This is a genomic window from Corynebacterium tuscaniense DNF00037, assembly GCF_000759055.1.
Classification (GTDB): Bacteria; Actinomycetota; Actinomycetes; order Mycobacteriales; family Mycobacteriaceae; genus Corynebacterium; species Corynebacterium tuscaniense.
The window spans coordinates 84441-107478 of sequence record NZ_JRNG01000001.1 but is presented as its reverse complement, the minus strand read 5'-3'; the positions used below and the strand labels follow the sequence as shown (position 1 = coordinate 107478).

Below are 23038 nucleotides of genomic sequence, written 5' to 3'. Positions count from 1 at the left end.
ATGACGTGACAAACCGGGCAGAATGGGCCACGTCATGAGTGATTTTCCAAAGATCCAGTTGCTGTCCCCCAAGCGCGGCATGCCGCCGAAGCACTTCGCGGACCTGACCGTTGAAGAACGCATCACTGCATTGGGGGAGCTCGGCCTACCCAAGTTCCGCGCCGACCAGATCGCACGCCACTACTACGGCCGCTATGAAGCGGACCCGTCCACGATGACGGACCTACCTGCTGCTCAACGTGAGACAGTCAAGGAAGCACTGTTCCCACGCTTGCTCACCCCGGTGCGCACCGTGGAAACCGATAACGGTGATACCACCAAGACCTTGTGGCGCCTGCACGACGGGATCTTGTTGGAATCCGTACTTATGCGCTACCCGGGCCGCGCGACCCTGTGCATCTCCTCCCAGGCTGGCTGTGGCATGGCGTGCCCGTTCTGTGCGACCGGCCAGGGTGGGCTTGACCGTAACCTGTCCACCGCGGAGATCGTGGACCAGGTGCGTGAAGCCGCCGCCATGATGGAAGCTGAAGGCGGTCGCTTGACCAACGTAGTCTTTATGGGCATGGGGGAGCCACTGGCTAACTACAACCGCGTGGTGGCCGCGGTGCGTCAGATCATCTTGCCCGCGCCGGAGGGCTTTGGCATCTCGCAGCGCAACGTGACGGTGTCCACTGTGGGGCTCGCGCCGGCTATCCGTAAGCTTGCGGACGAAGGCTTCAATGTCACCCTCGCGGTTTCCCTGCACACGCCTGATGATGAACTGCGCGACACCCTCGTCCCCATGAACAATCGCTTCTCCGTCGCCGACGTTCTGGATGCTGCCCGTTACTTCGCGGACCAAACCGGCCGGCGCGTATCCATCGAGTACGCGCTCATCCGCGACATCAATGACCATGATTTCCGTGCGGACATGCTGGGCAAAAAGCTTCACGACGCATTGGGCCCCCTCGTCCACGTCAACCTCATCCCACTGAACCCGACCCCGGGTTCGAAGTGGGACGCGTCCCCGCGTGAGCGCCAGGACGAGTTCGTCCGCCGCGTCATCGCCCAAGGTGTGCCGTGCACAGTGCGTGACACCAAGGGCCAAGAAATCGCTGCTGCGTGCGGCCAGCTGGCCGCCGATGAAAAGGCAGAGGCCTAACACCACATCGGGGCAGAAGAAAACCCCAGCTAACAGATCATAGAACTGCTAGCTGGGGTTAACTAAATGTCTTACTTGCCCAGTTGCTGGGTGCTGCGGGAAGCGCGGAATGCCTCCGGCTCAATGTTGTGGGCGCGCAGCTGGCTGTCGGTCAGATCAGCGTATGGTCCGGTCATGGTGCGCTGGAGTTCAGTCCAGTTCTTTTCCTCGTAACCGACCGGCTGGTTGAAAGCGGTGAGAGTGCGCACCTGGGACAGCTCCGGGCGGATGGCAAACAGCACGAGGCCGAGAGCAATAAGGACTGCCAGGGCGATCAACCAGATGGTCTCCACGTGGCCCCTATGGTTGCCGAAGTTGAAGCCAATGAGGAAAGCCACGGACACCCAACCAGCGATCTGGATGGTCTTCGGGGTCAGTTCAGACCAACCCCACTTGGCGGAAGGCACATCAGCCTCGGAAACACCGTTGTAGACTTGGGGTGCGTCATCCTTAGCGCTCACAGCAAACTCCTTGACACGGGTTAGGGAAAAGAGTCAATGCCACCATTTTGGCACACGTGGTGCTGTGTTTCCGATTCATCCCCCCGAAACACCCCGAACCTCACCCTTAGTATGACCCCACAGCGCTTCCCGCCCGCTCTGTGTGACAATGAAACTGTGCGCAAAGTTGTGATTTTGGGTTCCACGGGTTCCATCGGTACGCAGGCGTTAGATGTCATTCGGGACAACCCCGATGCCTTTGAGGTCGTGGGTATTTCCGCCGCCGGGTCGGATCCAGCCACGATCGTCGCCCAGGCGCGGGAGTGGGGGTTGGGGGCGGGGCAGGTTGGCGTCGCTAAGCAAGAAGCTGCTGATGAGGTAAGCCGTGAGCTCGGAGGCGAGGTTCTGCGCGGTGACGCGGCCGCGGAAACGCTGGTGCGCCACGTGAACGCTGATGTGGTGCTGAACGCTCTTGTCGGATCGCTGGGGCTCGCTTCGACGTTGGCCACGCTGGACAGTGGCGCGGTGCTCGCGCTGGCGAACAAGGAGTCTCTCGTTGCGGGCGGCGATATTGTCATGGCGCGCGGCGGCGAGATCGTCCCCGTTGATTCAGAGCATTCCGCGATGGCGCAATGCTTACGCGCGGGCCGGGCCGAGGATGTGGAACGCTTCGTCCTTACTGCTTCCGGTGGACCTTTCCGTGGGCAAACACGTGAGCAGATGTGGGACGCCACCCCCGCACAAGCTGCCGCGCATCCGACGTGGTCGATGGGGCAGATGAACACGTTGAACTCCGCGACGATGGTGAATAAAGGCCTCGAGCTGATTGAGGTGACGCTGCTCTTTGGCATCTCCCCGGACATCATTGATGTGACCGTGCACCCGCAGTCGATCGTGCACTCGATGGTGACCTTCGTGGACGGTGCGACGATCGCGCAGGCGTCACCGCCATCGATGAAGATGCCCATCGCGCATGCCCTTGCATGGCCGGACCGCGTGGCGGACGTGCAGCCGAAGCTTGACTTCACGCAGGCGATGGATTGGCGCTTCGAGCCACTCGATGAGGAGGCTTTCCCCGCCGTGCGCCTTGCTCGCGATGTCGCGCGCGCCCGAGACACCTTCCCCGCCGTGTACAACGCCGCCAACGAAGAGGCAGCCGCCGCGTTCCTAGCCGGAAAGATCCGCTTCCCCCAGATCGTGGACACCATCGACTATGTGCTGGATTCGGCGTCGGATTTTGCGGTGGTACCGTCATCCTTCGACGATATCGTGGCCGTGGAAACCGAGGCCCGCGCCCGCGCCATAGAGCGGGTTAAAACCATCAGTGCGTAGCGCCAGACGGAAAGGCAGTTCGTGGGACCATTCATCCTGGGCATTGTTGCCTTCGCGCTGTGTATCGCTGTGTCGATCGCGCTGCATGAGGCCGGCCACATGCTCACAGCGAAAGCCTTTGGCATGCGCGTGCGCCGCTTCTTCGTGGGGTTCGGCCCGAAGCTTGTGTCCGTGAAGAAGGGGGAGACGGAGTACGGCATCGCCGCGCTGCCGTTCGGCGGGTTCTGCGACATCGCCGGCATGACCGCGATGGATCCGCTCACCCCGGAAGAAGAGCCGCACGCGATGTACCGTAAGCCGTGGTGGCAGCGGGTTGCGGTGATGAGCGGTGGCATTGTGATGAACCTGTTTCTCGGGTTCATGGTGCTGTACCTACTGGCGGTCTCGTTCGGTATCCCGAACCCGTACGCAGATCGCACCCCGACGGTGGGAGAGGTGTCGTGCACGTCTGACCAGGTGGATGCCAGGACGGTCGCCGACTGCGCGGGCCCTGGTCCGGCCGGTGAAGCGGGAGTGCGCCCCGGCGACAAGATCTTGGCCATCGACGGCCAGGAGATGCGCACCTTCGTGGAGATCCGCGAGTACGTGCTCACACGCCCGGGCCAGACGGTCACGCTTGATGTGGAGCGCGCAGGGGAGCGCATGCTTATCGACGTCCCCGTCGCCTCCGTCACCCGCCTCACCCCCGAAGGAACCGCTTTTGAAGCCGGCGCGATCGGCGTGAGCAATGCCCCGGTGGAAGATGCCGTGAAGCGCTTTGGTCCGGTCGAAGCAGTGCCGGCAACCGCGCGTGTGTCCGGGGAGATGCTGTCAGCATCCGTGAAGGGGATCATCGCGTTTCCGGGCAAGGTGCCGGGGGTGGCGGCGTCCATCTTCGGTGCGGAGCGGGATGTGGAGGGGCCGATCAGTGTGGTCGGTGCGTCGCGGGCCGGTGGTGAGCTGGTGGAGCGCTCCATGTGGGCGGTGTTCTTCTTCCTGCTGGTTTCCCTGAACTTCTTCCTGGCCCTGTTCAACCTGATCCCGCTGCCACCATTGGATGGTGGGCACATCGCGGTGGTTCTGTATGAAGCAATCCGTGATCGGCTGCGCGCGCTGCGCGGGCTGCCGGCGGGGGAGCCGGTGAACTACCAGAAGTTGGCGCCGATCACGTACGCGATGGCGGCGCTCCTGTTGGGTGTGGGCGTGTTGGTCATTGTCGCCGACGTGGTCAACCCCGTGCGTCTCTTTGGCTGACGGAACCGGTGTTAGTCTTAGGTCTATGAATCTTCCCATCGGTTTGGGCATCCCGGAAGGCCCGCCTCCGACTCTTGCTCCGCGTCGTAAAACCCGCCAGTTGTTCGTGGGTGGAGTAGGTGTCGGATCCGATCACCCGATTAGTGTGCAGTCGATGACGACGACGAAGACGCACGATATTAACGCAACTTTGCAGCAGATCGCGCAGCTGACAGCGGCTGGTTGTGACATCGTGCGCGTGGCCTGCCCGAAGACGGTCGACGCGGATGCGTTGCCGGCGATTGCGCAAAAGTCGCCGATCCCGGTTATTGCGGATATTCACTTCCAACCGAAGTACATCTTCGCAGCCATTGACGCCGGGTGTGCCGCCGTGCGCGTGAACCCGGGCAACATCAAGGAGTTCGACGGCCGCGTGAAAGAGGTAGCCAAGGCTGCTGCCGATGCGGGGATTCCGATCCGCATCGGTGTTAATGGTGGCTCCTTGGATAAGCGCCTTCTGGAGAAATACGGTAAAGCAACCCCGGAGGCACTCGTGGAGTCCGCGGTATGGGAGGCCGGCCTGTTCGAGGAGCATGGTTTCGGTGATATCGCCATTTCCGTGAAGCACTCCGACCCGGTTCTCATGGTGGAGGCGTACCGCCAGCTCGCCGCGAAGACGGATTATCCGCTGCACCTCGGTGTGACGGAGGCGGGCCCGAAGTTCATGGGTACGATCAAGTCCTCTGTGGCCTTTGGCGCGCTCCTGGCTGAGGGGATCGGCGACACCATCCGCGTCTCCCTTTCCGCTGACCCGGTGGAGGAGATCAAGGTCGGCGACCAGATCCTCCAGGCGCTCAATCTGCGTCCGCGCAAGCTGGAGATCGTCTCCTGTCCGTCGTGTGGTCGCGCGCAGGTGGACGTGTACAAGCTCGCCGAGGAGGTCACCGCCGGCCTGGAGGGCATGGAGTATCCGTTGCGTGTTGCTGTGATGGGCTGCGTAGTTAATGGCCCCGGTGAAGCGCGCGATGCGGACCTCGGCGTCGCTTCCGGTAACGGCAAGGGCCAGATCTTTGTCAAGGGCGAGGTTGTGGAGACGGTACCGGAGTCGAAGATCGTCGAAACGCTCATTGCGCATGCTGAACGCATCGCGGAAGAAGAGGGCCTTGAGGAGATCGCGGGCGCGAAGGCTGAAGTCAAGGTTACAAAGTAGGACGATGAAATCTCGGGTCCTTGCGCTGCTTGCCGTACTGGTTGTTGCGCTTGGTGTGAGTGCGTGTACACCGAAGCCGAATCCGGCGAAGCCAGTAGCGCAGGATCTACTCGATGCTCTGCAAGATTTCGATTATGAGGCCCTAGCTCAGCTTGTCGACGTCCCCCAGCAAGCCACCGACTCGGCCTCCGCCACCGTCAGTGGCCTGCAAGCAGAAGCATTGAATGCGACGCTGAACTACATTGACCAAAAAGAAAACATCGCTACCGCCCACTACACCTTGGAGTGGGCCCTGCCACGCGACCGGCAGGTGGCCTATGACGCGTCGATGACGTTGACGCAGTCCAATGACGAGTGGACGGTGCGGTGGCAGCCGTCTGTATTGCACCCACGCCTGGGGGCGAACCAGCACCTTGAGTTGCGGACGGTCCCAGCGAAGCAGGCGAGTGTGGTGTCCTCCGATGGTGTGGCGTTGTTGAGTCCGGGGGTGGCGTATCGGCTGCTCGTAGATAAAGGCGCGGTGCGCAATGTTCCGGAAACCGCCATCTCGATCTCCAATGCTTTGACCAATGCTCACGCGGTGGACAAAGCGGTTCCCACGCGCGATGCGGGGGACCTGCAGAAGGAATTGGAGGCGGCTTCTGGGGTGTACTCCGTGGCGATGATCCCGGCCACCTCCCATGCGGTCGCTGATGCCGCGTTGAAGGGTATCCCCGGGGTGCGGCTGAATGAGGAAGCTGCGATGGTCAATGCGAATCCGGGTTTTGCGCCGGACATCATGGCACGCATCGGTGAAGTTGTGCGCGGGGATTTGGAGGGAGATGCGGGCTGGAAGATCGCCGTTGTGAATGAGAACGGCAATGAGCTCGAAGACGTGGAAAAGCACGACGCGAAGCCATCGCCGTCCATCGGGATCAGCCTGTCCCACAAGGTTCAGGTTGCCGCGGAGAAGGCTCTTGAGCCGATCGCGGGCCAGAAAGCAATGATCGTGGCAATCCGCCCCTCGACGGGCGAGATCCTCGCCGTTGCTCAAACACCTGAGGCGGATAAGGACGGCAACCTAGCCCTTACCGGCCAGTACCCGCCGGGCTCGACGCTCAAGATCATTTCCGCAGCCGCTGGATTGGAAAAGCAAGGGCTCAACCCAGGTTCCATCGTGCCGTGTCCAGGAACCATGAATATTTACGGGCGCATCGTGACTAACTACGCGGGCTCTGGCGCTGGGGATGTCCCACTGCAGACCGCATTCGCACGGTCCTGCAACACCACCTTTGCGGACATTTCAACGAAGTTGGCGCCGGGGGAGCTCAAAGACGTCGGTAAGCAATTTGGCCTTGGGGTGGACTACGAGATCACGGGCTTGGAGACCTTGACTGGCTCGATCCCCGTCGGCGAAGAAGCGCTTGACCGCACCGAGGCCGGTTACGGGCAAGGCCATGACCTGGCGAGCCCGTTTGGCATGGCGCTCGTGTCCGCAACTGCTGCCCGTGGCGAGGTTCCTCTGCCGTATCTGATTCAAGGCAAGGAAACGAAAGCCAGCGAAACGGCACCCAAACTCGACCCGCAGGCCCTGGCGGGTCTGCAGGACATGATGAAGGCAGTTGTCAGCCCTGGCGGCACCGCTGGCGGCATGAGTGCTGGCGGCGACATCCGCGGCAAGACTGGTGAGGCCGAAATCAACAGCGGCTCCCACTCCTGGTTCACCGGCTACCGGGATGATGACATTGCGTTTGCCACCCTCATCGTCCTTGGTGGCGGATCTGAGGCAGCCGTGCACATCACTGACGCGATGCTGCGCAACATCGATGAGGCCGGAGTCTAGGCCGAAACACGCGGGACTACCATGGCACCCATGAACCCACGCGGAAAACTGAAACCTGGAAAACCCACACCGATCCGCACCGTGCCGGACTCTATTGAGCGCCCGGAATACGCCTGGAAAGACACCGTCGCGGAGAACATCGGCGAACCGTTTGTGCAGACACCGGAGATCATCGAGAAGATGCGCGAAGCGTCCCGCATCGCCGCGAACGCTCTTGAGGCAGCCGGCGCGGCTGTGGCGCCTGGCGTGACCACCGATGAGATTGACCGCATCGCCCACGAGTACATGCTGGACCACGGTGCGTACCCATCGACGCTTGGCTACCGCGGTTTTGAAAAGTCCTGCTGCACGTCTCTTAATGAGATCGTGTGCCACGGCATCCCGGATACCACCGTGATCCAGGAAGGCGATATCTGCAATATCGACGTCACCGCCTACAAAAACGGCGTCCACGGTGACACGAACGCCACCTTCCTGGCTGGCGACGTCGCCGAGGAGCACATGCTGCTCGTTGAGCGCACGCACGAGGCGATGATGCGTGGCATCCGGGCTGCCAAGCCGGGCCGGGAGGTTAACGTGATTGGCCGTGTTATCGAGTCCTACGCCAAACGCTTCGGTTACAACGTGGTCACGGATTTCACCGGCCATGGTGTGGGCCCCACCTTCCATAACGGCCTGGTGGTGCTTCACTACGACTCGGATGCATACACGGACGTGCTGGAACCAGGCATGACGCTGACCATCGAGCCCATGATTAACCTTGGCGGGCTCGACTACGAGATCTGGGACGACGGCTGGACCGTCCAGAACACCGATGGTGAGTACACTGCCCAGTTTGAGCACACCATCCTCATCACTGAGGACGGCAACGAGATCCTCACCCTCCCCGATTCCCAGCGCTAACCATATAGCTGGTACAACGCGCCGAACCAGAGGGTAAACAAAAAGAAGACCGCGGGATTCGCGGTCTTCTTGAAGTATCTAGCGCGCAGCTTTTAGTGCTGCGACACGCTGAGATTTAGAGCTGCGGCAGCAGGCCCTCGTGCAGAGCCCAGTTAGCTGCACCGATGACAGCACCGACGCCAGCGAGCAGAGCGAACCACTCGATGGAGTCGCGCCAGATGCGAGCCCACTGCGGCAGAGCGCCGGTCTGCTTGCCCCAGAAGTCGCTGATGTTAGCTTCCGTGGTGCGGTCCACAGCTGCGCCGAAGCCGGTCAGGCCCTTGCCTTCGCCGAGCTTCCCGAAGCCCTGCTCGAGGACCTCGCCCAGGGTGGAGTCCTTCTTGCCGTTGTGCTCGCCACCCCAACCGGAGAAGAAGTGCGAGGAGCTGGTGCCGTTCGGGTTCTTCGGTGCTGCTTCTTCAGCGCCAGCGACGGTGACGCCGCCGAAAGCGACTGCGGTTGCGGTTGCTGCAGCGAGAGCTGCGTTGCGGAACTTACGCATGGTGTTTCCTTACTTTCTAGAAGTTGAAGTGGGTATGGGAGTTCGAACGCAGTTACTTAGCGTGCGGGCCGTACTTGATGAAGTTGTCGATCGGGGCGATCAGCAGCGCGAGAATAGCGGTGATGCCGAGGACAACGGAGAAGACGTAAAGACGCTTGCCAGCAGTGCTAGCGTCCGCCCAGTTCTTGCTGGAGCCGAAGATCTGCTGAGCGTCGGTCTTGTCGCCCTTGCCGCCGTGCTCACCGATCCCGAAGATGTTCTGGCCGACCCATGAGGAGAGGCCCGGCTTCGGGGTGTCGGCGCCGCCCTGCTGGGAGCTCTGCTGGGTCTGAGGGTTGGCGTCCTCGGCGACCGCGACGGCGGTGCCGCCGAAGGTCAGCGCGACTGCGGTTGCGCCTGCGAGTGCAATGTTGCGAAGGTTACGCATATTTACGATTCCTTTTCTAGTCCGATTTGGGGGTGAACGGGAACGCGGTGGATTCCAGTTCGCTTCCAGGGAACGTTGAGCAGGTTAGCGCATTTATGCTGGTAGGCGCAAAAGATAGTGGGTTTTAGCTGTGAAAAACTTAGAGGTGTTCTCAGGTTGATTCGTGTCCGAAGAAAGTTTTTTGCTTAGACCTCGGGGAAAGTGAAATCGAGGCCGAGGATGGCGTTCTCAGTTACCTCACCTAATGCGGGGTGAATCCAATATTGGAGTCGGGCGACTTCGCGGAGATCAAGGTCGAAAGCCATCACCGTGATGAGTTGTTGGATCAACGTCGATGCCTGGGGGCCCATGTAGTGCGCACCGAGGAGGCGGGCGGTGCGCCGGTCGGCGACGAGTTTCACGATGGAGGTGGCGTCTTCCATGGCCCAGCCGTAGGCGACGTCGCCGTAGTTCTGGGTTTTGCAGGTGACGTCGTAGCCTGCGTCGATAGCCTGTTGCTCGGTGAGGCCAACGGTGGCGATCTGCGGGGAGGTGAATACCGCGGATGGCACGTGATCATGGGGCATGGGCACCATACCGGATTCATCGCCGGCGGCCAGGCGCAGAATGTTGTGTCGCACGGCACGCAGTTCCGCATTGGCCACGTGCTTGAGCATGTAAGGGGAGGACACGTCGCCCAGTGCCCACACGCCGTCGGCGGTGGTGCGACCAAACTTGTCAACTTTCACGCGGCCATCCTCATGCAGTTCCACACCGCCAGCAGCAGCGCCGAGGCGGTCGCTGTTGGGCACACGGCCGGTGGCGACGAGGAGGGCGGAGGAGGTGACTTCAGAGCCGTCGTCAAGCATGAGCATGACTGAATTCGCATCGTGGGACGCGGATGCGACGGTGCGGCCAAGGTATGTTTCGTAGCGGTTCGTAGCCAGCGCGTTGAAGCGTTCGGCGAGGTCACTGTCAAGATGGCGCATCAAAGGGGAACGGTTCACAATGCGCACGTGGGTGCCCAAGGACTGGAAGATGTGTGCGAACTCCATCGCGATGTACCCGCCACCCAAGATTGTCAGCGATTCGGGATGCGCGGGCAGGCGCATGACGGACTCATTGGTCAGGTACGGCACACCAGAATCCGCGATGACATCCGGGATGAAAGCACGGGACCCAGCTGCCAGGACGATCGTGTCGGCGGTGATCTCCACAGGTTCGCCGTCACGGGAGGTGCGGATGGTCTTCGGGCCAATGAATTCAGCGTGCCCGTCGTATACGTCAATGTTCGGGCATTCATCACCGCGGCGGTACTCCTCGCCACCGCGAGAGATCTTGTCGATGCGGTTGGTGAATACGCGGTCCACAATCGCCGGCCAATCCGCCCCCTCAAAGGTGGTGCGGATGTTCAAGCGCCCAGAATCCGCCGCTGATTGTGCGGTGTCCGCTGCGACGACGAACATTTTCGTGGGGATGCACCCGGAGTTGAGGCAGGTGCCGCCGAAGCGCGGGGCTTCGTCGACAAGCGCGATGCTCTTACCGTCGAACTCGGGCGTGGGAAAAGAATTGCCGGAACCAGAGCCCAGCACAATGTAGTCATAGTGTGTCATTTTTGAGCCTTTCGCTTATCGGCGACCCCCTCCAGCCACCCGTCCATCTCCCGGAACGCATTCTGGCGGGCGAGCGGGGCGGAGAGGAAAACATCATGGAGCGCACCATCAATGACCTTGGTGGTGCTGCCGGGGGTGCTGGAGACGTGTGGGGCCCAATGCTGAATCTGCTTCACGTCAAGCACCGTGTCTGCCGTGTCTGCCGCTGCGGAATACGGCTTGTTCAGATATGAGTGCGAGGAACATAACGTGAGGGTAGGCACGCCGGAATCCACCGCGCCCTCATGGATCTCCTTTTGAGCGACTATGACCGCGCGGAACCACCCGAGGAACTTCTTGTGGCCACCCATGGCTTTCTTTTCCGTGTCATAGTCCCAGCGGCCGTGCGCACCTTTATAAATGGACTCCCCGTAGGTGGCCTCGCCGATCGAGGGGAGCGGGCACAGCGGGAAACGCCTCCCCACAATGTCCACAATGGGGGTAGTTACCGCCACCACCCAAGAGGGGAACTGCATGTCTAGCCACGGGCTGTTGAGGATCTGGCCGGCGACGAGCGCGTGCGTCTGCGGATCATTCCGGCGTAAATGATCCAGCCACAGCGGTGTGATCAGTCCCCCGGTGGAGTGTGCGAGCGGGATGACGCTGCCGTGTTTCTCCGCGATGAGCTTGGTCGCCTCCGTCAACTCGTCAAAGTAGTGGCGCATATCCGTGGTGTAGTGCCACTGATGTCCCTCGTGGTGTGCACGCCCACATTTGCGCAGATCCAAGGCGTAAAAAGGATAGCCAAGTTCCTTATAGTGCTGTGCCACATGGTCCTGGAAGAAATAATCCGACATGCCATGTACCCACAACAGAGCTGGTTTGCCCGTCACCTCATCTGGGAGCGCCTGCACCAAAACTGCTGACACTTCGCCTGAACCATCCGGGTCGGGCCCAAGGGGCAACGTGGCGCGCCGGTAGTTGCTGCCCAGTTCGTCCGTGGTCCAACTTAAGGAATCGAGGTTCATGTCACACATCATAGGAGACTGGGTTTTGGTTTGATACGGACATTTGGTTTTGGCTCTATACCGCATTTCGGGTGGAATGATGGGGAGGGGTAGGATGCACGTAAACCAAACACGGCGACAAGATCGAAGAGGTCAAAAGGTGTCAACGAAGCAGTCCCAAACAGCGAACAACCACTCGAAAGGGGACGAAGTTGATGTCCTCCTAGTGGGTGCGGGGGTCATGAGTGCGACACTGGGGGCAATGATCCACCAGCTCGAGCCATCCTGGTCCCAACTCATCTACGAGCGTCTCGATGGCGCAGCACAGGAGTCTTCCTTCCCATGGAACAACGCGGGTACCGGTCACTCCGCCCTGTGTGAGCTCAACTACACGCCGGAGAAAAATGGTCGCATTGATGTAACCAAGGCCATCGCGATCAATGAGAAGTTCCAGGTCTCCCGGCAGTTCTGGGCTCACCAGCTCAACGAAGGAGTTTTGACCGACCCGACCGAGTTCATCAGCCCCGTCCCGCACGTGTCCTTCGCGCAGGGCCAGGACCAGATTGAGTACCTGAAGCACCGCTACGAGGCACTGTCTGAGAATTACATGTTCCCCAACATGCAGTTCACCGATGACCGCGAGAAGTTCGCAGAGAAGTTGCCACTGATGGCTGAGCAGCGTGACTTCGATGCAGAACCCGTGGCTATCTCCTGGGTTGACGCTGGTACGGACGTCAACTTCGGTGCTCTGACCAACCAGTTCATCGACCACGCAACTACCTCCGGCACCGAGGTTCGTTACGGCCACGAGGTCGTGGACATCAAGCGTGAGGGCAACTTCTGGAAGGTCACCGCCAAGAACCTGCACACCGGCGCCAAGGAAACCACCCGCGCCCGCTTCGTCTTTGTCGGTGCTGGCGGCTACGCCCTCGACCTGCTGCGTAAGGCCAAGGTGCCTGAGGTTCGCGGCTACGCCGGCTTCCCCATTTCGGGTGCATGGCTGCGTACCACCAACCCGGAACTGGTGGCCAAGCACCAGGCCAAGGTGTACGGCAAGGCAAAGGTGGGTGCTCCACCAATGTCCGTCCCGCACTTGGACCTGCGCGTCGTGGACGGCAAGCAGTCCCTGCTCTTCGGCCCCTTTGGTGGTTGGACACCGAAGTTCCTGAAGGAAGGCTCCTACCTGGATCTGTTCAAGTCCATCCGCGTTGACAACATTCCGTCCTACCTGGGTGTTGCCGCATGGAACTTCGGCCTGGTCAAGTACCTGGTTGAGGAAGTGTTCAAATCTTTCGACGGCCGCGTGGATCACCTACGCGAGTACATGCCGTCCGCCGATGGCAAGGACTGGGAGGCCATCATCGCTGGCCAGCGCGTTCAGATCATCAAACCAGCCACCCCGCCTCACTTCGGCTCCCTGGAATTCGGTACCGCGCTGGTCAACGACCAGTCCGGCACCATCGCGGGCATCCTCGGTGCCTCCCCAGGCGCCTCGATCGCCCCGGCTGCGATGCTCGAGCTGCTTGAGCGCTGCTTCGGTGAGCGCATGATCGAGTGGAGCCCGAAGCTCTACGAGATGATTCCTACCTACGGCAAGACCCTCATCCGTGAGCGCGACCTGTATGAGAAGCAGTGGGCAGAGACCCAGGAAGCACTGAAGCTCAACCGCTAAGGTCCTCTTACGTACCGCAGTATGTGATGAAGGGTTCGCCTTCATCCCCCTCGGGCTCGGCCATCCAGGCCGGGCCCGCTTCTGAGTTATAAGGGGCCGTCACAGCTGTGAGCAGATCGAAGTAGGGCTCGAGATCGCCCTCGCGTTCAGCGCTGGAGATGGCCCGCTCGAGCATCCGGTTGCGAGGAATGAACACCGGCCCGCCGTGGTGCTTGTGGTTGTATGTGGTGATGTCCTCGGCCTGCGCCAGCGCCTGTGGGTCAGGGACGTGTTTCTCCCACACGCGGTGCCAGGTAGGTTCCATGTCCGCCAGGACTTCGCGCATGGCATCCTCGTTGCTCGCCGGAAGTAGCGCTTCTGCGAGACGCGTGAGGTTCCACGCCATGATGTCCGGCTGATTCCCAAAGGCGTAGCGGCCGTGGGCATCGATGGAGGAAAATACCGCCGCTGGCCGGAACTTCTCGGTGAAGGCGCACGGGCCGTAGTCGAGGGTCTCACCCGACAGGGCCACATTGTCGGTGTTCATTACCCCGTGGACGAAACCGATGCGCATCCACTGGGCAACCAGCTCGAGCTGACGTTCCATGACGGTGGCAAGGAGATCTTCCGGCGCGTCGAATCCAGCCGTCCTGATCACCGCACGGACAAGGTCAGGGGAGTGCGCCGCCGCGTACTGGACGGACCCGACCCGCAGGTGGCTGCGCGCCACTCGTACCACGATCCCGCCCGGCGCATTCCCGTGGTGCCGTAGCACTTTCTCCCCAGTGGTGAGCACTGCTATGGATCGAGTCGAGGGCACACCCACCGCGTGCATGAACTCGCTCACCAGATACTCCCGCAGCATCGGACCGAGTGCCCCGCGCCCATCCGAGCCCGGGCGGGAAAACGGTGTCGGGCCGGAACCTTTCAGCTGAATCTCCACCCGGCTGTCCGGGGTGGGGAGGTCGCCGAGGAGGAGGGCACGGCCGTCGCCAAGCAATGGCACAAACTGCCCGAACTGGTGCCCGGCGTACGCGGTGGCGTGCCCGCCGTTGGCCCCCGTGAGCCACCGGAGACCGTCGTCGCTGCGCAACCACGTGGGGTCTAATCCGAGGTCCCGCGCCAGCGGTTCATTGAGCACCACGATCTGCGGGGCCGGGAAGTCCGCACCCAGTGCTTCGACCGCCATGGTGGGCAGTGCGTCGGCGAAAGAATGATTCAGAGCGAGCATATGGCCAGCGTAGACAGGCCGACGGTGAGGTACGGTAAAGCCGTACAACTGTGGAGGGGTCATGGCACTAAGCGCTAGTGAAGCACGGTGGACGTTGTTCCAGCTCATTGAGCATGTCAACAACGATTGCTCAGTCGTGGAAATAACGTCTCGTTCCGGCAACGCGGTCCTCATGTCGGCGGATGATTACGCCACTTGGGAGGAAACCGCTCATATCTTCCGTTCCCCCGCGAATGCGCGTCGCGTGCTCGATGCTTACGAAGCTGCGCGTGCGGGTGAGTTCGTAGAGCACGCGATCGAGGACTAATGACCCGTTCGAAGGGATCGAGAAACCGGAGCCCCTCAAATATGGTGCGGAAGGGGCCTGGTCGCGGCGGATCACGCAGGAACACCGGTTCATTTATTTGGTGGACGGTGATGATCTGATCATCCTGCAGGCCTGCTACCACTACTGATGTGCCCCACCCTAGACTTGGGTGCCATGAACGGAACCGCCACGATGCGCACGCTCGATCGCCTCATCATCGACGAAGCGCCGATCCGTGTCACTGCCACCACCCTCATCTGCCACGACCCTACCCTGGACCTCACCCGCGCGGCGCTGGCGGAAGGTGGCCCTGTGGTGTTCCTGGACTCGGATTATGGGCGTAGCCAGGAAGCTACGTCGCTTGGTGCCGTGGTTGCCGGTGATGTGCGGCTGGACGAGTTTCTGGCTGGCGCGAGCGAATCCGCAGTGGCGATAGGGGAGATACCCAAGTCCCTGGCGCGGCTCGATTACCTGGCGCGTTCCATCGCTAGTGCTGGCTACGATGATATCCGCGTGGTGCTCGGCGGGAATAACAAGCATCTCTCGCGTGGCATGAATGCGACGCTCGCGGAATCTTTCACTGACGTTGGTGCCTCCCGCGGTCGCGGGAAATTCCGCTGCCTCGTCGCATCCGGCCCGCGCTCCGTGTCCTATGAACCGGTGCATGGGGATGGCCTGGTTGCCTTCGGTGGAGTCTTCTCTGGCGCGAAACCAGACCGCGGTGGGGAGCTGCTGCGTTCCTGCCTGCCGGCAGAACCGGGACGTTTACTCGATCTCGGATGCGGCAATGGTTCTGTTACCCGTGGCCTCGACGCGCAGGCAACGGATTCGGACGCCGATGCCGTTCTTTCCGCCCGTGCCATCGGCCTGGATGCCACCTGGGATGACGCTGGCTCGCGCTTCCCGGACGCGTCGTTTGACACCATCGCGCTCAACCCGCCATTCCACGACGGCACAGCCGTTGACGCCACTTTGGTGCAGCACCTGCTTGATGCGTCCGTGCGATTGCTCGCGCCTGGTGGCGCGCTCTACCTGGTGCACAACTCCCACCTGCGGTACCGCGGTGAGGTAGAAGCTCGATTCGCGCGGGTCACCGAAGTGGCACGAAACCAGAAGTTCACTGTCCTGCGCGCGAGCTAACCGGTGCGGTCCAGAGTCTTCTCGGCTGTCTCGAGGTCAGAGGATATGTCCTCTAAGTACGCAGCGAGCTCCTCCGCATAGAAGAACTTCTTCGCCTGCCCACCACGATTTAGCTGGTTATGAAGGTCGTCGATGCTACGGTGCATGCGGTTGGTGATGCGGCGGGACTCGTCGATAAGTTCCGGGTCGCTGAGGTCGATTCGCTCCAGGCTCTGCGCATCACGCTGTAGTTCATCGAGCACCGTGCTGTCTTCCGGCGTTGGGGAAAAGCATTCCACTCCGACTCCGAAGATCCCGGTTTTCTTATGCTTTGGGCCAGCCTCCGCAGCCAGGATCCGGTCGTAGAATTTCCGGTTCGGCTCAAAGAGGACGGCGCGGGCGTACCCCTCTTTCACGAGGGTCTCATTAATGAAGCTGCCTTCCTTGAACACGCCAGCCAGATCGCGCCCGTAGCGGTCCTGGTGTTCAACGTCGTATTCAAGCGTGACCTTTGTGCCAGCGGGGATGAGCTCCTCCAGGCGCTGCTTGGCTTCCTGAGCTAAGCATTCGTCCGGGGCGCCGTCGCGCCCGAGCTCAGGTGCGTCGATGTTGAGCAGTCTCACCCGAATTGTGTCGGATCCGGTGGAGACAGCGATGGTGTCACCATCAATGACGCGGTCAACGGTTGCGTTGTCACCCATGACATCCGCAACCGTCATTCCCGCACCCACGATGGCGGCTGCCCCCACAGCTACAAGCCATTTCTTCATCTAGTGCACCTAAAAGGTCAAAAACGGTGCCACCATCACGACCACAAGCAGTGCCACGAGCGTGAAAATATACCGCTTCACTGGTGCATGAGCCCAGTTCAAATCGACCTTGCTTTGGTTGAAGGGTGAGACCCAGGTGACCATCGGGTCCTTGGGCTCGTTGTAGAAGCCCATGCCACCGCCGAAGCCGAAGTACTTCTGGCGGGCGCGCTCCTCATCATCGGTAGGCATGGCTTCCAGCTGGTTCGGCCAGCGGGAGATCTGAACAAAGGTGTACCCCAGTGCTGCGACGATGCTAGCGATCAGCACGATGATGGCGGCGGTGAGGTAGCCCCGGTAAGCAGGGAAAGTGAGAGTGAACTGCATGAGGCACATCGGCACGACGGTGGCGAGTGCTAACCAGGCGAGTGAACGCTCAGTGATCCTGAGTAGGGTGGCGGCCTTATCGGCAGCGGTGTTAGAGAAGGGGATGACGGGATCGTCGGTGGCGACAGGGACACGGATATGCGCGAAGGAGGGCCGGGGTGCTGAGATGGCCACGAGCACGAGGAGCAGCACGGAGTACCACACGCCGAAAGTGGCGGCGGGTATGGACTTCGGCTCAGTCCGGTCGACCTCGCCGCCGGGGCCCACGTGTACGGGAATGTTGTCCGGCGCCGCATCAATATTCAGCACGATCAACGCGAAGCTGAACAGTGCAAAAGCTACTGCGACACCATAAATAGGTCGAGAGGACATAGAACAACTTTAGCCACGGAGGGAACCAAACCGGCGCAAGGCTAAACGACGAGCGTCAGCTGGTTCCCGTCCACTTCCACCGTCATGCCGTTGCCCTCGGCGATGGCGGCAACGCCCTCGATGTCGGTGACCGAGTCCGCATCGAGGGCGGTTGCAAGCACGCGAGCGAGCTCGCCTTTGTAGTGCTTGTTGTAGTGGCTGACCACCTTGCGCGTGCCATCTTCCTGCACGGACTCGACGCGGACGGTCACCGCGCCGGGGACGGGGCCGAGTTGCTGGTAGGCGCCGGAGCGCATGTCTACGATCAAATCGTCGACTGAGAGCAGCACATCGGTGATGGCGGTGCCCCAGCGGGCTTTCATAGTGGGCACGGCCGTTTTCTGTGCTTCCACCCCAGCAGCTTGCGCCTGGGATGGAAGGGAAGAGCCGCCGGAGAGCCGATAGCGGGGGATCGTGTCGGTAGCACGGACAACACCGAACAGCGCGGAGCCGATCGCTAGGTGGCGCAGGGCGGGGTCGGGGAGGGTGTCGGCAGACAATGCGTCGTAAAGCACTCCCGTATAGCGGTAGATTGCGGGCATGACGGGCGCTGAGCGCAGTTCGAGGTTCTCTGCGGCTTCCTCGCGTTTGGTGGGCGGGAGTTTGAGAGCGGACATCATCTCGTCGAGGTCAAGCGCGGCGAGGTCGTCCATGATCGCGGAGCGGATCGGATCGAGGGAGGGGAAGGAGACGTCGATGCCGTCCATTTCGCCACCGGGAGCTTTGGTTTCGGAGGGCGGAAGCACAATCAGCATGCCGTCCAAACTACATGTCTACGGGCAGGGTTAAGATGACGGGCATGATCACACGTTTGTCCACGCTGTTCCTACGCACCCTGCGCGAAGACCCCGCTGATGCTGAGGTGCCCAGCCATAAGCTTTTGGTGCGCGCCGGGTATATCCGCCGAGCGGCGCCGGGCGTGTACTCGTGGTTGCCGCTGGGTTTGCGGGCGGTGCGCAATATTGAGGAGATCGTGCGCGAGGAGATGAACGCGATCGGCGCGCAGGAGCTCCTGTTCCCGGCGCTTTTGCCGCGTGAGCCGTATGAGACGACGAACCGGTGGACCGAGTACGGCGACGATCTTTTCCGCCTGAAGGACCGCAAGGGCACGGACATGCTGCTGGGCCCGACGCACGAGGAGATGTTCACCCTCGCCGTGAAAGACCTGTACTCGTCGTACAAGGATTTCCCGGTGACGCTGTACCAGATTCAGACGAAGTACCGCGATGAGGCACGGCCGCGCGCGGGCATTCTGCGTGGGCGTGAGTTCGTGATGAAGGATTCCTACTCTTTCGACATGTCCGATGAGGGCCTGGATGACTCCTACGCGAAGCACCGTGGCGCGTACCAGCGGATCTTCGACCGTGTTGGCCTGAAGTACGAGATTTGCCAGGCCACGTCGGGTGCGATGGGTGGTTCCGCATCCGAGGAGTTCCTCGCCTACTCGGACAATGGTGAGGACACGTTCGTGGTGTCCACTGCGGGCGACTTCGCGGCGAACGTGGAGGCTGTGGTGACGGTACCGCCGGCAGAGCAGCCGATCGAGGGCCAGCCGGAAGCAGTCGTGCACGATACGCCGAAGTCGGAGACCATCGACACGCTAGTTGAGTGGGCGAATGGTGCAGGCGTGCTTGTTGACGGGCGTGCGGTCGAAGCCGCCGACACCCTCAAGTGCATGGTTGTGAAGATCAATGACCCACGCCAGGTAGACGAAGATGGCAAGCCGGTCGGCCCGCAGCTGACTGGTGTTCTCATCCCGGGTGACCGCGAGCTGGATGAAAAGCGCCTCGAGGCGTCCCTCGAACCGGCCACCTTTGAGCTGGCCAGCGAAGAGGACTTCAAGAACAATTCCTTCCTGGTCAAGGGCTACGTCGGCCCGAAGGCACTTAACGCCAATGGTGTGAAGGTCTACGCGGATCCGCGCGTTGTGGCTGGGTCGTCCTGGATCACCGGTGCAGATGCGCCACAGAAGCACGTGGTCGGCCTGGTTGCTGGCCGTGACTTCGAGGTGGATGAGTTCATCGAGGCAGCGGAGATCAAGGAGGGCGATCCGTCGCCGTCCGGCAATGGCACGGTGAAGCTGGCGCGCGGCATTGAGCTGGGTCACATCTTCCAGCTTGGTCGCAAGTACACCGAGGCGATGGATGTGCAGATTCTCGACGAGAACGGCAAGCGCGCTGTGCCCACGATGGGTTCCTACGGCATCGGCGTCACCCGTATGCTCGCGGTGATCGCGGAGCAAACCCACGATGAGAAGGGGCTGGTGTGGCCGAAGGAGATCGCGCCGTACCAGGTGCACCTCGCCGTAGCTAATAAGGATGCGGCCGCGCTCGAGGAAGGTGAGCGCCTCGTGGGAGAGTTTGAGAAGGCCGGTATCGATGTGCTTTTCGACGATCGCCTGAAAGTCTCCCCAGGCGTTAAGTTCAAGGATGCTGAGCTCCTAGGCATGCCCTTCATTGTGATCCTGGGGCGTTCTTTCGCCGACGGCATTATCGAGCTGCGTATTCGCGGTGGTGAAACGTTGGAGGTGCCGGCAAGCCAGATCGTGGAAAAGGTACTCGAGCTGGTTAACGGCTAGTTTTGGCTGGCTGCGCTTTGGGCGTGGCCGGCCAACAGGATGGCTAGTTCACGCCATTCGGGGGAATCGGCGTTGGCGGCTGCGGCGCGCCAATGCTCAACCAGGTTGTTCTCTAGGGCATGAACAAACGCTGTGGCCTCAGCCGGGTTTGTGGGGGCGCCTTCGGGGATCTCGTAGCCGGCTTCGCGGGTGGGGAGGTCGCCGGTGGGGAAGGCATGGTGGAGGGTGGCCACGCGGGCATCATGAAGCAAACGTAGATCGTTGATGCGACTGTGGAGCTGCGTGTCTGCGTAGGCGCTGGCGATGTCCAGGCCGAATTCGACGGCGTACTCGGCGCTGAGCAGTTCCTTGGCGGCATTGAGGGGCTCAAGCCCCTCAATGGGGGACTTAAAGCCATCAATCGGGAGTTCCGCGGTGGAGGCAGCATCAATCGCTTGGGCAATGACGAGGTCGCGCGAGTCGGCGGGCACCTTCGTGGCGACCTGAGCGGTGTGGGTGACAAGTTCCTGTGCGTTGCCACTGGCTGGGAGATCGGTGTCGCCGTACGTGACATTGCACGAGGTGGGCACTTCGCCCCGGTCGTTTATCCCGCACAGTCGTCGCGCTTCCTCTTGGAGTTGGTCGGCGTGGGTGGCGCGGAGTTTGTTCCATTCAGTCTCGCCACCTAGTTGATCGGCGGAAGCTTGCTTGGCTAGCTCCATGATTGTGTTGTTGGCGTGCGGGCCGAAGATATCGACAGGGGAGCAGGCAGTAAGTGGTAATGCGGCCACGATGCACAAGGTGGCGAGATAACGAGGGGACTTCACGTGGTTGACCCTACCGGTCGGACAGTACAGTGGCCTGCATGGCATTCCCGCAAGTTGAAGAACTCACTGCTCTCATTCGTCCCGTCACCGATGCTCGCGGCTTTGACATTGAAGCCGTCAAAACGGTCAAAGCCGGTAAGAAGTCGCAGGTTGTTGTCGCTGTTTCTGGTGATGACGCGCCGACGCTGGACCAGTTGGAAGATGTGTCTAATGAGCTTTCCGAGCTTTTCGACGCTGCCGAGGAGCGCGGTGACGTCAACTTTGGCGCCGGCTATACCCTGGAAGTAACTACCCCGGGTATCGATCTCCCGCTCACGGAGCTGCGCCATTGGCGCCGTAACCGTGGCCGGTTGGTGAAGGTTGACGGGGACATCTTCCGTGTTGGGGCTCTTGATGGCGCAACCGGGCAGGTGGTGCTCGTGGTGCCGGTGAAGAAGGGTGAGCCCGGTGTGCGTGTGGTTCCCATTTCGGATGTGTCGGGTGCAGTGGTAGAAATTGAATTCAACACTCCGCCAGTTCAGGAGATCGAATTGGCGGAAACACCCTTCGGCGAAATTGCTGAGATCGCTGAGGAAAGCACCACCGGGAAGGACGACAAGTGAATATCGACATCGCAGCGCTCAAAAGTATTGAGAAGGAAGCCGGGATTCCGGTTGATGACCTGTTGGGAACGATTGCGGCCGCTCTGCTGCACGCCTACCGCGAGCACAAGAATGACGGCATCGCACCGACGCAGCCTGATGAGGGGTCGAAGGCGCGTGTGGATGTTGACACCGAAACGGGTGATGTAGCGGTGATTGTCAGCGAATTGGACGAAGAGGGCAACGTCACTTCCGAATTCGACGACACCCCGGTGAACTTCTCCCGCGTAGGCGCGTTGGCTGTGCGCAACGCCATCTTGAAACGCCTGCGTCAGGCAGAGGCCCAGCGCGCATTCGGTGAGTACTCCGAGCTAGAAGGCAAAGTTGTCTCCGGTGTTGTACAGCGTGATGCCAATGCGAACGCCCGTGGCATCGTTGTCGTGCAGCTGGGCACGGAGTCTGATCCACAGGACGGCATTCTGCTTCCTGCAGAGCAGATCCCGGGGGAGAAGCTCGAGCACGGTGATCGTGTCAAGGCCTACGTGGTGGGTGTTTCTGGCGGTGAGCGTGGCACGACAGTGAACCTGTCGCGCACACACCCCGAACTCGTCCGCGGCTTGTTCGCCCTGGAGGTGCCGGAGGTAGCAGATGGGGCAGTGGAGCTCGTGTCCATTGCTCGTGAGGCTGGACACCGTTCCAAAGTGTCCGTCAAGGGTGTGGCTAAGGGTATCAACGCCAAGGGTGCCTGCATTGGTCCGCGCGGCGCGCGTGTGACCAACATCATGGGGGAACTTGCCGGTGAGAAGATCGATATCGTTGACTACTCCGATGACCCAGCTGTGTACGTGGGCAATGCGCTCGCGCCGTCCAAGGTTGTCCGCGTGGAGATTCTTGACCCCGAGGCACAAACCGCCCGAGTCACTGTGCCGGACTACCAACTGTCCTTGGCTATTGGCCGGGAAGGGCAGAATGCTCGTCTGGCTGCGCGCCTCACAGGGTGGAAAATCGATATTCACTCCGATTCTGGAGTGGGTAACGCAGAACAAGCGGAGTAACAGTTCGCGGCAAAGTGGCGTAAGGTGGTTCAGTGGCTTCAATCTGGCAGAACTGCTGGGGTGGGGTCGTCGATAAGCGAAAATGAGCAAGAAACATGAACCAGTCCGCATGTGCATAGCCACGCGCCGACTGCAACCAGCAACAAAGCTCTTGCGCGTCGTCGTCGATCCGGCTGATCCAACACGGATCATCCCCGACCCCAAGCGGATCATGCCAGGACGCGGAGCGTGGATCACCCCCACGCTTGTCGCGTGTGAGCAGGCGGAATCACGCCGCGCCTTCGGGCGGGCTCTCCGCGTGTCTGCGAAAGTAGACACTAGCCATGTGCGCAAGTACATCGCCGTCGTGGAAACCACCATGCCGGCGGGCAAAGCAGTAAGTGAAAAGGACTAAAGAACTGATGAGTCTTCAACCATGAAGCAGAAAATGCATCAGCGATGAACGTCATGACCATCGTCTAGAGGTCGCTCGCGTAGCTCCGCAAGCTGCCGTGCCACCTCTAGCCTGACCAAGAGGA

The 23038-nt window shown here is 61.1% G+C and carries 24 protein-coding genes; 14 read left to right on the top strand and 10 right to left on the bottom strand.

The features are described from left to right. Positions 1-34 precede the first annotated feature (34 nt). On the top strand, positions 35-1141 hold the full coding sequence (gene rlmN / locus HMPREF2129_RS00520) for a 23S rRNA (adenine(2503)-C(2))-methyltransferase RlmN (protein ID WP_034661555.1): 1107 nt from the start codon (positions 35-37) through the stop codon (positions 1139-1141). 71 nt (positions 1142-1212) lie between these two features. On the opposite strand, the gene HMPREF2129_RS00515 is transcribed toward rlmN, so the two are convergent. After that, positions 1213-1641: a DUF2631 domain-containing protein gene (locus tag HMPREF2129_RS00515; protein WP_034661553.1), complete on the bottom strand. Its 429-nt coding sequence runs from the start codon at positions 1639-1641 to the stop codon at positions 1213-1215. Between the two features lie 111 nt (positions 1642-1752). On the opposite strand from HMPREF2129_RS00515, the gene dxr reads away from it, so the two are divergent. Genes dxr through map form a run of 5 tightly spaced genes read left to right on the top strand, consistent with a single transcriptional unit; the run spans position 1753 to position 8099 of the window. Beyond that, positions 1753-2952, top strand: a complete 1200-nt coding sequence (dxr, locus tag HMPREF2129_RS00510; protein ID WP_052092450.1) for a 1-deoxy-D-xylulose-5-phosphate reductoisomerase — start codon at positions 1753-1755, stop codon at positions 2950-2952. 21 nt (positions 2953-2973) lie between these two features. Next, positions 2974-4185, top strand: a complete 1212-nt coding sequence (locus HMPREF2129_RS00505) for a M50 family metallopeptidase (protein WP_034661551.1) — start codon at positions 2974-2976, stop codon at positions 4183-4185. A gap of 25 nt (positions 4186-4210) precedes the next feature. Then, positions 4211-5374, top strand: a complete 1164-nt coding sequence (ispG, locus tag HMPREF2129_RS00500; RefSeq protein WP_034661548.1) for a flavodoxin-dependent (E)-4-hydroxy-3-methylbut-2-enyl-diphosphate synthase — start codon at positions 4211-4213, stop codon at positions 5372-5374. A gap of 4 nt (positions 5375-5378) precedes the next feature. Beyond that, positions 5379-7196: a penicillin-binding transpeptidase domain-containing protein gene (locus HMPREF2129_RS00495; RefSeq protein ID WP_034661545.1), complete on the top strand. Its 1818-nt coding sequence runs from the start codon at positions 5379-5381 to the stop codon at positions 7194-7196. Between the two features lie 30 nt (positions 7197-7226). After that, on the top strand, positions 7227-8099 hold the full coding sequence (map, locus tag HMPREF2129_RS00490; RefSeq protein ID WP_034661688.1) for a type I methionyl aminopeptidase: 873 nt from the start codon (positions 7227-7229) through the stop codon (positions 8097-8099). Positions 8100-8214: 115 nt separating this feature from the next. Here the strand turns inward: map and HMPREF2129_RS00485 are convergent, their stop codons facing one another. The 4 genes from HMPREF2129_RS00485 to HMPREF2129_RS00470 all read right to left on the bottom strand — a co-directional run bounded on the left by HMPREF2129_RS00485 (position 8215) and on the right by HMPREF2129_RS00470 (position 11666). Further along, a complete protein-coding gene (locus HMPREF2129_RS00485; protein ID WP_034661542.1) occupies positions 8215-8640 on the bottom strand; it encodes a hypothetical protein in 426 nt (141 codons plus the stop codon). 52 nt (positions 8641-8692) lie between these two features. Then, a complete protein-coding gene (locus HMPREF2129_RS00480) occupies positions 8693-9067 on the bottom strand; it encodes a hypothetical protein (RefSeq protein WP_034661539.1) in 375 nt (124 codons plus the stop codon). 185 nt (positions 9068-9252) lie between these two features. Next, positions 9253-10659 carry a mycothione reductase gene (mtr, locus tag HMPREF2129_RS00475; RefSeq protein ID WP_034661536.1) on the bottom strand — a complete coding sequence of 469 codons (1407 nt, stop codon included), beginning with the start codon at positions 10657-10659 and terminating at the stop codon, positions 9253-9255. Further along, positions 10656-11666 (bottom strand): alpha/beta hydrolase, encoded by a 1011-nt coding sequence (locus HMPREF2129_RS00470; RefSeq protein WP_034661685.1) that lies wholly within the window; start codon positions 11664-11666, stop codon positions 10656-10658. The genes mtr and HMPREF2129_RS00470 overlap by 4 nt, the downstream gene beginning before the upstream one ends. Before the next feature lie 220 nt (positions 11667-11886). Here HMPREF2129_RS00470 and mqo point away from each other — a divergent pair, with 220 nt between their 5' ends. Beyond that, positions 11887-13317, top strand: coding sequence for a malate dehydrogenase (quinone) (gene mqo, locus HMPREF2129_RS00465; protein ID WP_232218056.1), 1431 nt, complete (start codon positions 11887-11889; stop codon positions 13315-13317). Between the two features lie 7 nt (positions 13318-13324). Here the strand turns inward: mqo and HMPREF2129_RS00460 are convergent, their stop codons facing one another. Further along, positions 13325-14527 (bottom strand): protein adenylyltransferase SelO family protein, encoded by a 1203-nt coding sequence (locus tag HMPREF2129_RS00460; protein WP_034661531.1) that lies wholly within the window; start codon positions 14525-14527, stop codon positions 13325-13327. Between the two features lie 61 nt (positions 14528-14588). Here HMPREF2129_RS00460 and HMPREF2129_RS00455 point away from each other — a divergent pair, with 61 nt between their 5' ends. Genes HMPREF2129_RS00455 through HMPREF2129_RS00450 form a run of 3 tightly spaced genes read left to right on the top strand, consistent with a single transcriptional unit; the run spans position 14589 to position 15974 of the window. Next, positions 14589-14834 carry a type II toxin-antitoxin system Phd/YefM family antitoxin gene (locus tag HMPREF2129_RS00455; protein ID WP_034661528.1) on the top strand — a complete coding sequence of 82 codons (246 nt, stop codon included), beginning with the start codon at positions 14589-14591 and terminating at the stop codon, positions 14832-14834. Positions 14835-14850: 16 nt separating this feature from the next. Beyond that, positions 14851-14982 (top strand): Txe/YoeB family addiction module toxin, encoded by a 132-nt coding sequence (locus HMPREF2129_RS10750; RefSeq protein ID WP_084576379.1) that lies wholly within the window; start codon positions 14851-14853, stop codon positions 14980-14982. Between the two features lie 26 nt (positions 14983-15008). After that, positions 15009-15974, top strand: coding sequence for a class I SAM-dependent methyltransferase (locus tag HMPREF2129_RS00450; protein WP_232218055.1), 966 nt, complete (start codon positions 15009-15011; stop codon positions 15972-15974). Here the strand turns inward: HMPREF2129_RS00450 and HMPREF2129_RS10495 are convergent. The 3 genes from HMPREF2129_RS10495 to yaaA are packed head-to-tail and all read right to left on the bottom strand — an operon-like array spanning position 15971 to position 18255. Then, positions 15971-16723: a thermonuclease family protein gene (locus HMPREF2129_RS10495; protein WP_052092448.1), complete on the bottom strand. Its 753-nt coding sequence runs from the start codon at positions 16721-16723 to the stop codon at positions 15971-15973. The genes HMPREF2129_RS00450 and HMPREF2129_RS10495 overlap by 4 nt on opposite strands. A gap of 9 nt (positions 16724-16732) precedes the next feature. Then, positions 16733-17461 carry a DUF1648 domain-containing protein gene (locus tag HMPREF2129_RS00440; protein ID WP_034661525.1) on the bottom strand — a complete coding sequence of 243 codons (729 nt, stop codon included), beginning with the start codon at positions 17459-17461 and terminating at the stop codon, positions 16733-16735. 41 nt (positions 17462-17502) lie between these two features. Further along, a complete protein-coding gene (gene yaaA, locus HMPREF2129_RS00435) occupies positions 17503-18255 on the bottom strand; it encodes a peroxide stress protein YaaA (RefSeq protein ID WP_034661523.1) in 753 nt (250 codons plus the stop codon). Between the two features lie 44 nt (positions 18256-18299). On the opposite strand from yaaA, the gene HMPREF2129_RS00430 reads away from it, so the two are divergent. Next, on the top strand, positions 18300-20078 hold the full coding sequence (locus tag HMPREF2129_RS00430; protein ID WP_034661678.1) for a proline--tRNA ligase: 1779 nt from the start codon (positions 18300-18302) through the stop codon (positions 20076-20078). On the opposite strand, the gene HMPREF2129_RS00425 is transcribed toward HMPREF2129_RS00430, so the two are convergent. Then, positions 20075-20884: a DUF4439 domain-containing protein gene (locus HMPREF2129_RS00425; protein ID WP_052092446.1), complete on the bottom strand. Its 810-nt coding sequence runs from the start codon at positions 20882-20884 to the stop codon at positions 20075-20077. The genes HMPREF2129_RS00430 and HMPREF2129_RS00425 overlap by 4 nt on opposite strands. 38 nt (positions 20885-20922) lie before the next feature. Between HMPREF2129_RS00425 and rimP the strand changes: the two genes are divergently transcribed. From rimP to HMPREF2129_RS00410, 3 genes are all read left to right on the top strand, one after another. After that, on the top strand, positions 20923-21486 hold the full coding sequence (gene rimP / locus HMPREF2129_RS00420) for a ribosome maturation factor RimP (protein ID WP_034661520.1): 564 nt from the start codon (positions 20923-20925) through the stop codon (positions 21484-21486). Next, positions 21483-22520 carry a transcription termination factor NusA gene (gene nusA / locus HMPREF2129_RS00415; RefSeq protein WP_034661518.1) on the top strand — a complete coding sequence of 346 codons (1038 nt, stop codon included), beginning with the start codon at positions 21483-21485 and terminating at the stop codon, positions 22518-22520. Before rimP ends, nusA begins: the two co-directional genes overlap by 4 nt. A gap of 82 nt (positions 22521-22602) precedes the next feature. After that, entirely contained in the window at positions 22603-22914 is a 312-nt protein-coding gene (locus tag HMPREF2129_RS00410; RefSeq protein WP_034661515.1) for a YlxR family protein, read from the top strand. Positions 22915-23038 lie beyond the last annotated feature (124 nt).

What these genes read in the sequence shown, in the direction of transcription:
- rlmN (WP_034661555.1), top strand. Translation starts at nt 35, where the DNA reads ATGAGTGATTTTCCAAAGATCCAGTTGCTGTCCCCCAAGCGCGGCATG.
- dxr (WP_052092450.1), top strand. Translation starts at nt 1,753, where the DNA reads ATGACCCCACAGCGCTTCCCGCCCGCTCTGTGTGACAATGAAACTGTG.
- ispG (WP_034661548.1), top strand. Translation starts at nt 4,211, where the DNA reads ATGAATCTTCCCATCGGTTTGGGCATCCCGGAAGGCCCGCCTCCGACT.
- HMPREF2129_RS00495 (WP_034661545.1), top strand. Translation starts at nt 5,379, where the DNA reads ATGAAATCTCGGGTCCTTGCGCTGCTTGCCGTACTGGTTGTTGCGCTT.
- map (WP_034661688.1), top strand. Translation starts at nt 7,227, where the DNA reads ATGAACCCACGCGGAAAACTGAAACCTGGAAAACCCACACCGATCCGC.
- HMPREF2129_RS00485 (WP_034661542.1), bottom strand. Translation starts at nt 8,640, where the DNA reads ATGCGTAAGTTCCGCAACGCAGCTCTCGCTGCAGCAACCGCAACCGCA.
- HMPREF2129_RS00480 (WP_034661539.1), bottom strand. Translation starts at nt 9,067, where the DNA reads ATGCGTAACCTTCGCAACATTGCACTCGCAGGCGCAACCGCAGTCGCG.
- mtr (WP_034661536.1), bottom strand. Translation starts at nt 10,659, where the DNA reads ATGACACACTATGACTACATTGTGCTGGGCTCTGGTTCCGGCAATTCT.
- HMPREF2129_RS00470 (WP_034661685.1), bottom strand. Translation starts at nt 11,666, where the DNA reads ATGAACCTCGATTCCTTAAGTTGGACCACGGACGAACTGGGCAGCAAC.
- mqo (WP_232218056.1), top strand. Translation starts at nt 11,887, where the DNA reads ATGAGTGCGACACTGGGGGCAATGATCCACCAGCTCGAGCCATCCTGG.
- HMPREF2129_RS00460 (WP_034661531.1), bottom strand. Translation starts at nt 14,527, where the DNA reads ATGCTCGCTCTGAATCATTCTTTCGCCGACGCACTGCCCACCATGGCG.
- HMPREF2129_RS00455 (WP_034661528.1), top strand. Translation starts at nt 14,589, where the DNA reads ATGGCACTAAGCGCTAGTGAAGCACGGTGGACGTTGTTCCAGCTCATT.
- HMPREF2129_RS00450 (WP_232218055.1), top strand. Translation starts at nt 15,009, where the DNA reads ATGAACGGAACCGCCACGATGCGCACGCTCGATCGCCTCATCATCGAC.
- HMPREF2129_RS10495 (WP_052092448.1), bottom strand. Translation starts at nt 16,723, where the DNA reads ATGAAGAAATGGCTTGTAGCTGTGGGGGCAGCCGCCATCGTGGGTGCG.
- HMPREF2129_RS00440 (WP_034661525.1), bottom strand. Translation starts at nt 17,461, where the DNA reads ATGTCCTCTCGACCTATTTATGGTGTCGCAGTAGCTTTTGCACTGTTC.
- yaaA (WP_034661523.1), bottom strand. Translation starts at nt 18,255, where the DNA reads ATGCTGATTGTGCTTCCGCCCTCCGAAACCAAAGCTCCCGGTGGCGAA.
- HMPREF2129_RS00430 (WP_034661678.1), top strand. Translation starts at nt 18,300, where the DNA reads ATGATCACACGTTTGTCCACGCTGTTCCTACGCACCCTGCGCGAAGAC.
- rimP (WP_034661520.1), top strand. Translation starts at nt 20,923, where the DNA reads ATGGCATTCCCGCAAGTTGAAGAACTCACTGCTCTCATTCGTCCCGTC.
- HMPREF2129_RS00410 (WP_034661515.1), top strand. Translation starts at nt 22,603, where the DNA reads ATGAGCAAGAAACATGAACCAGTCCGCATGTGCATAGCCACGCGCCGA.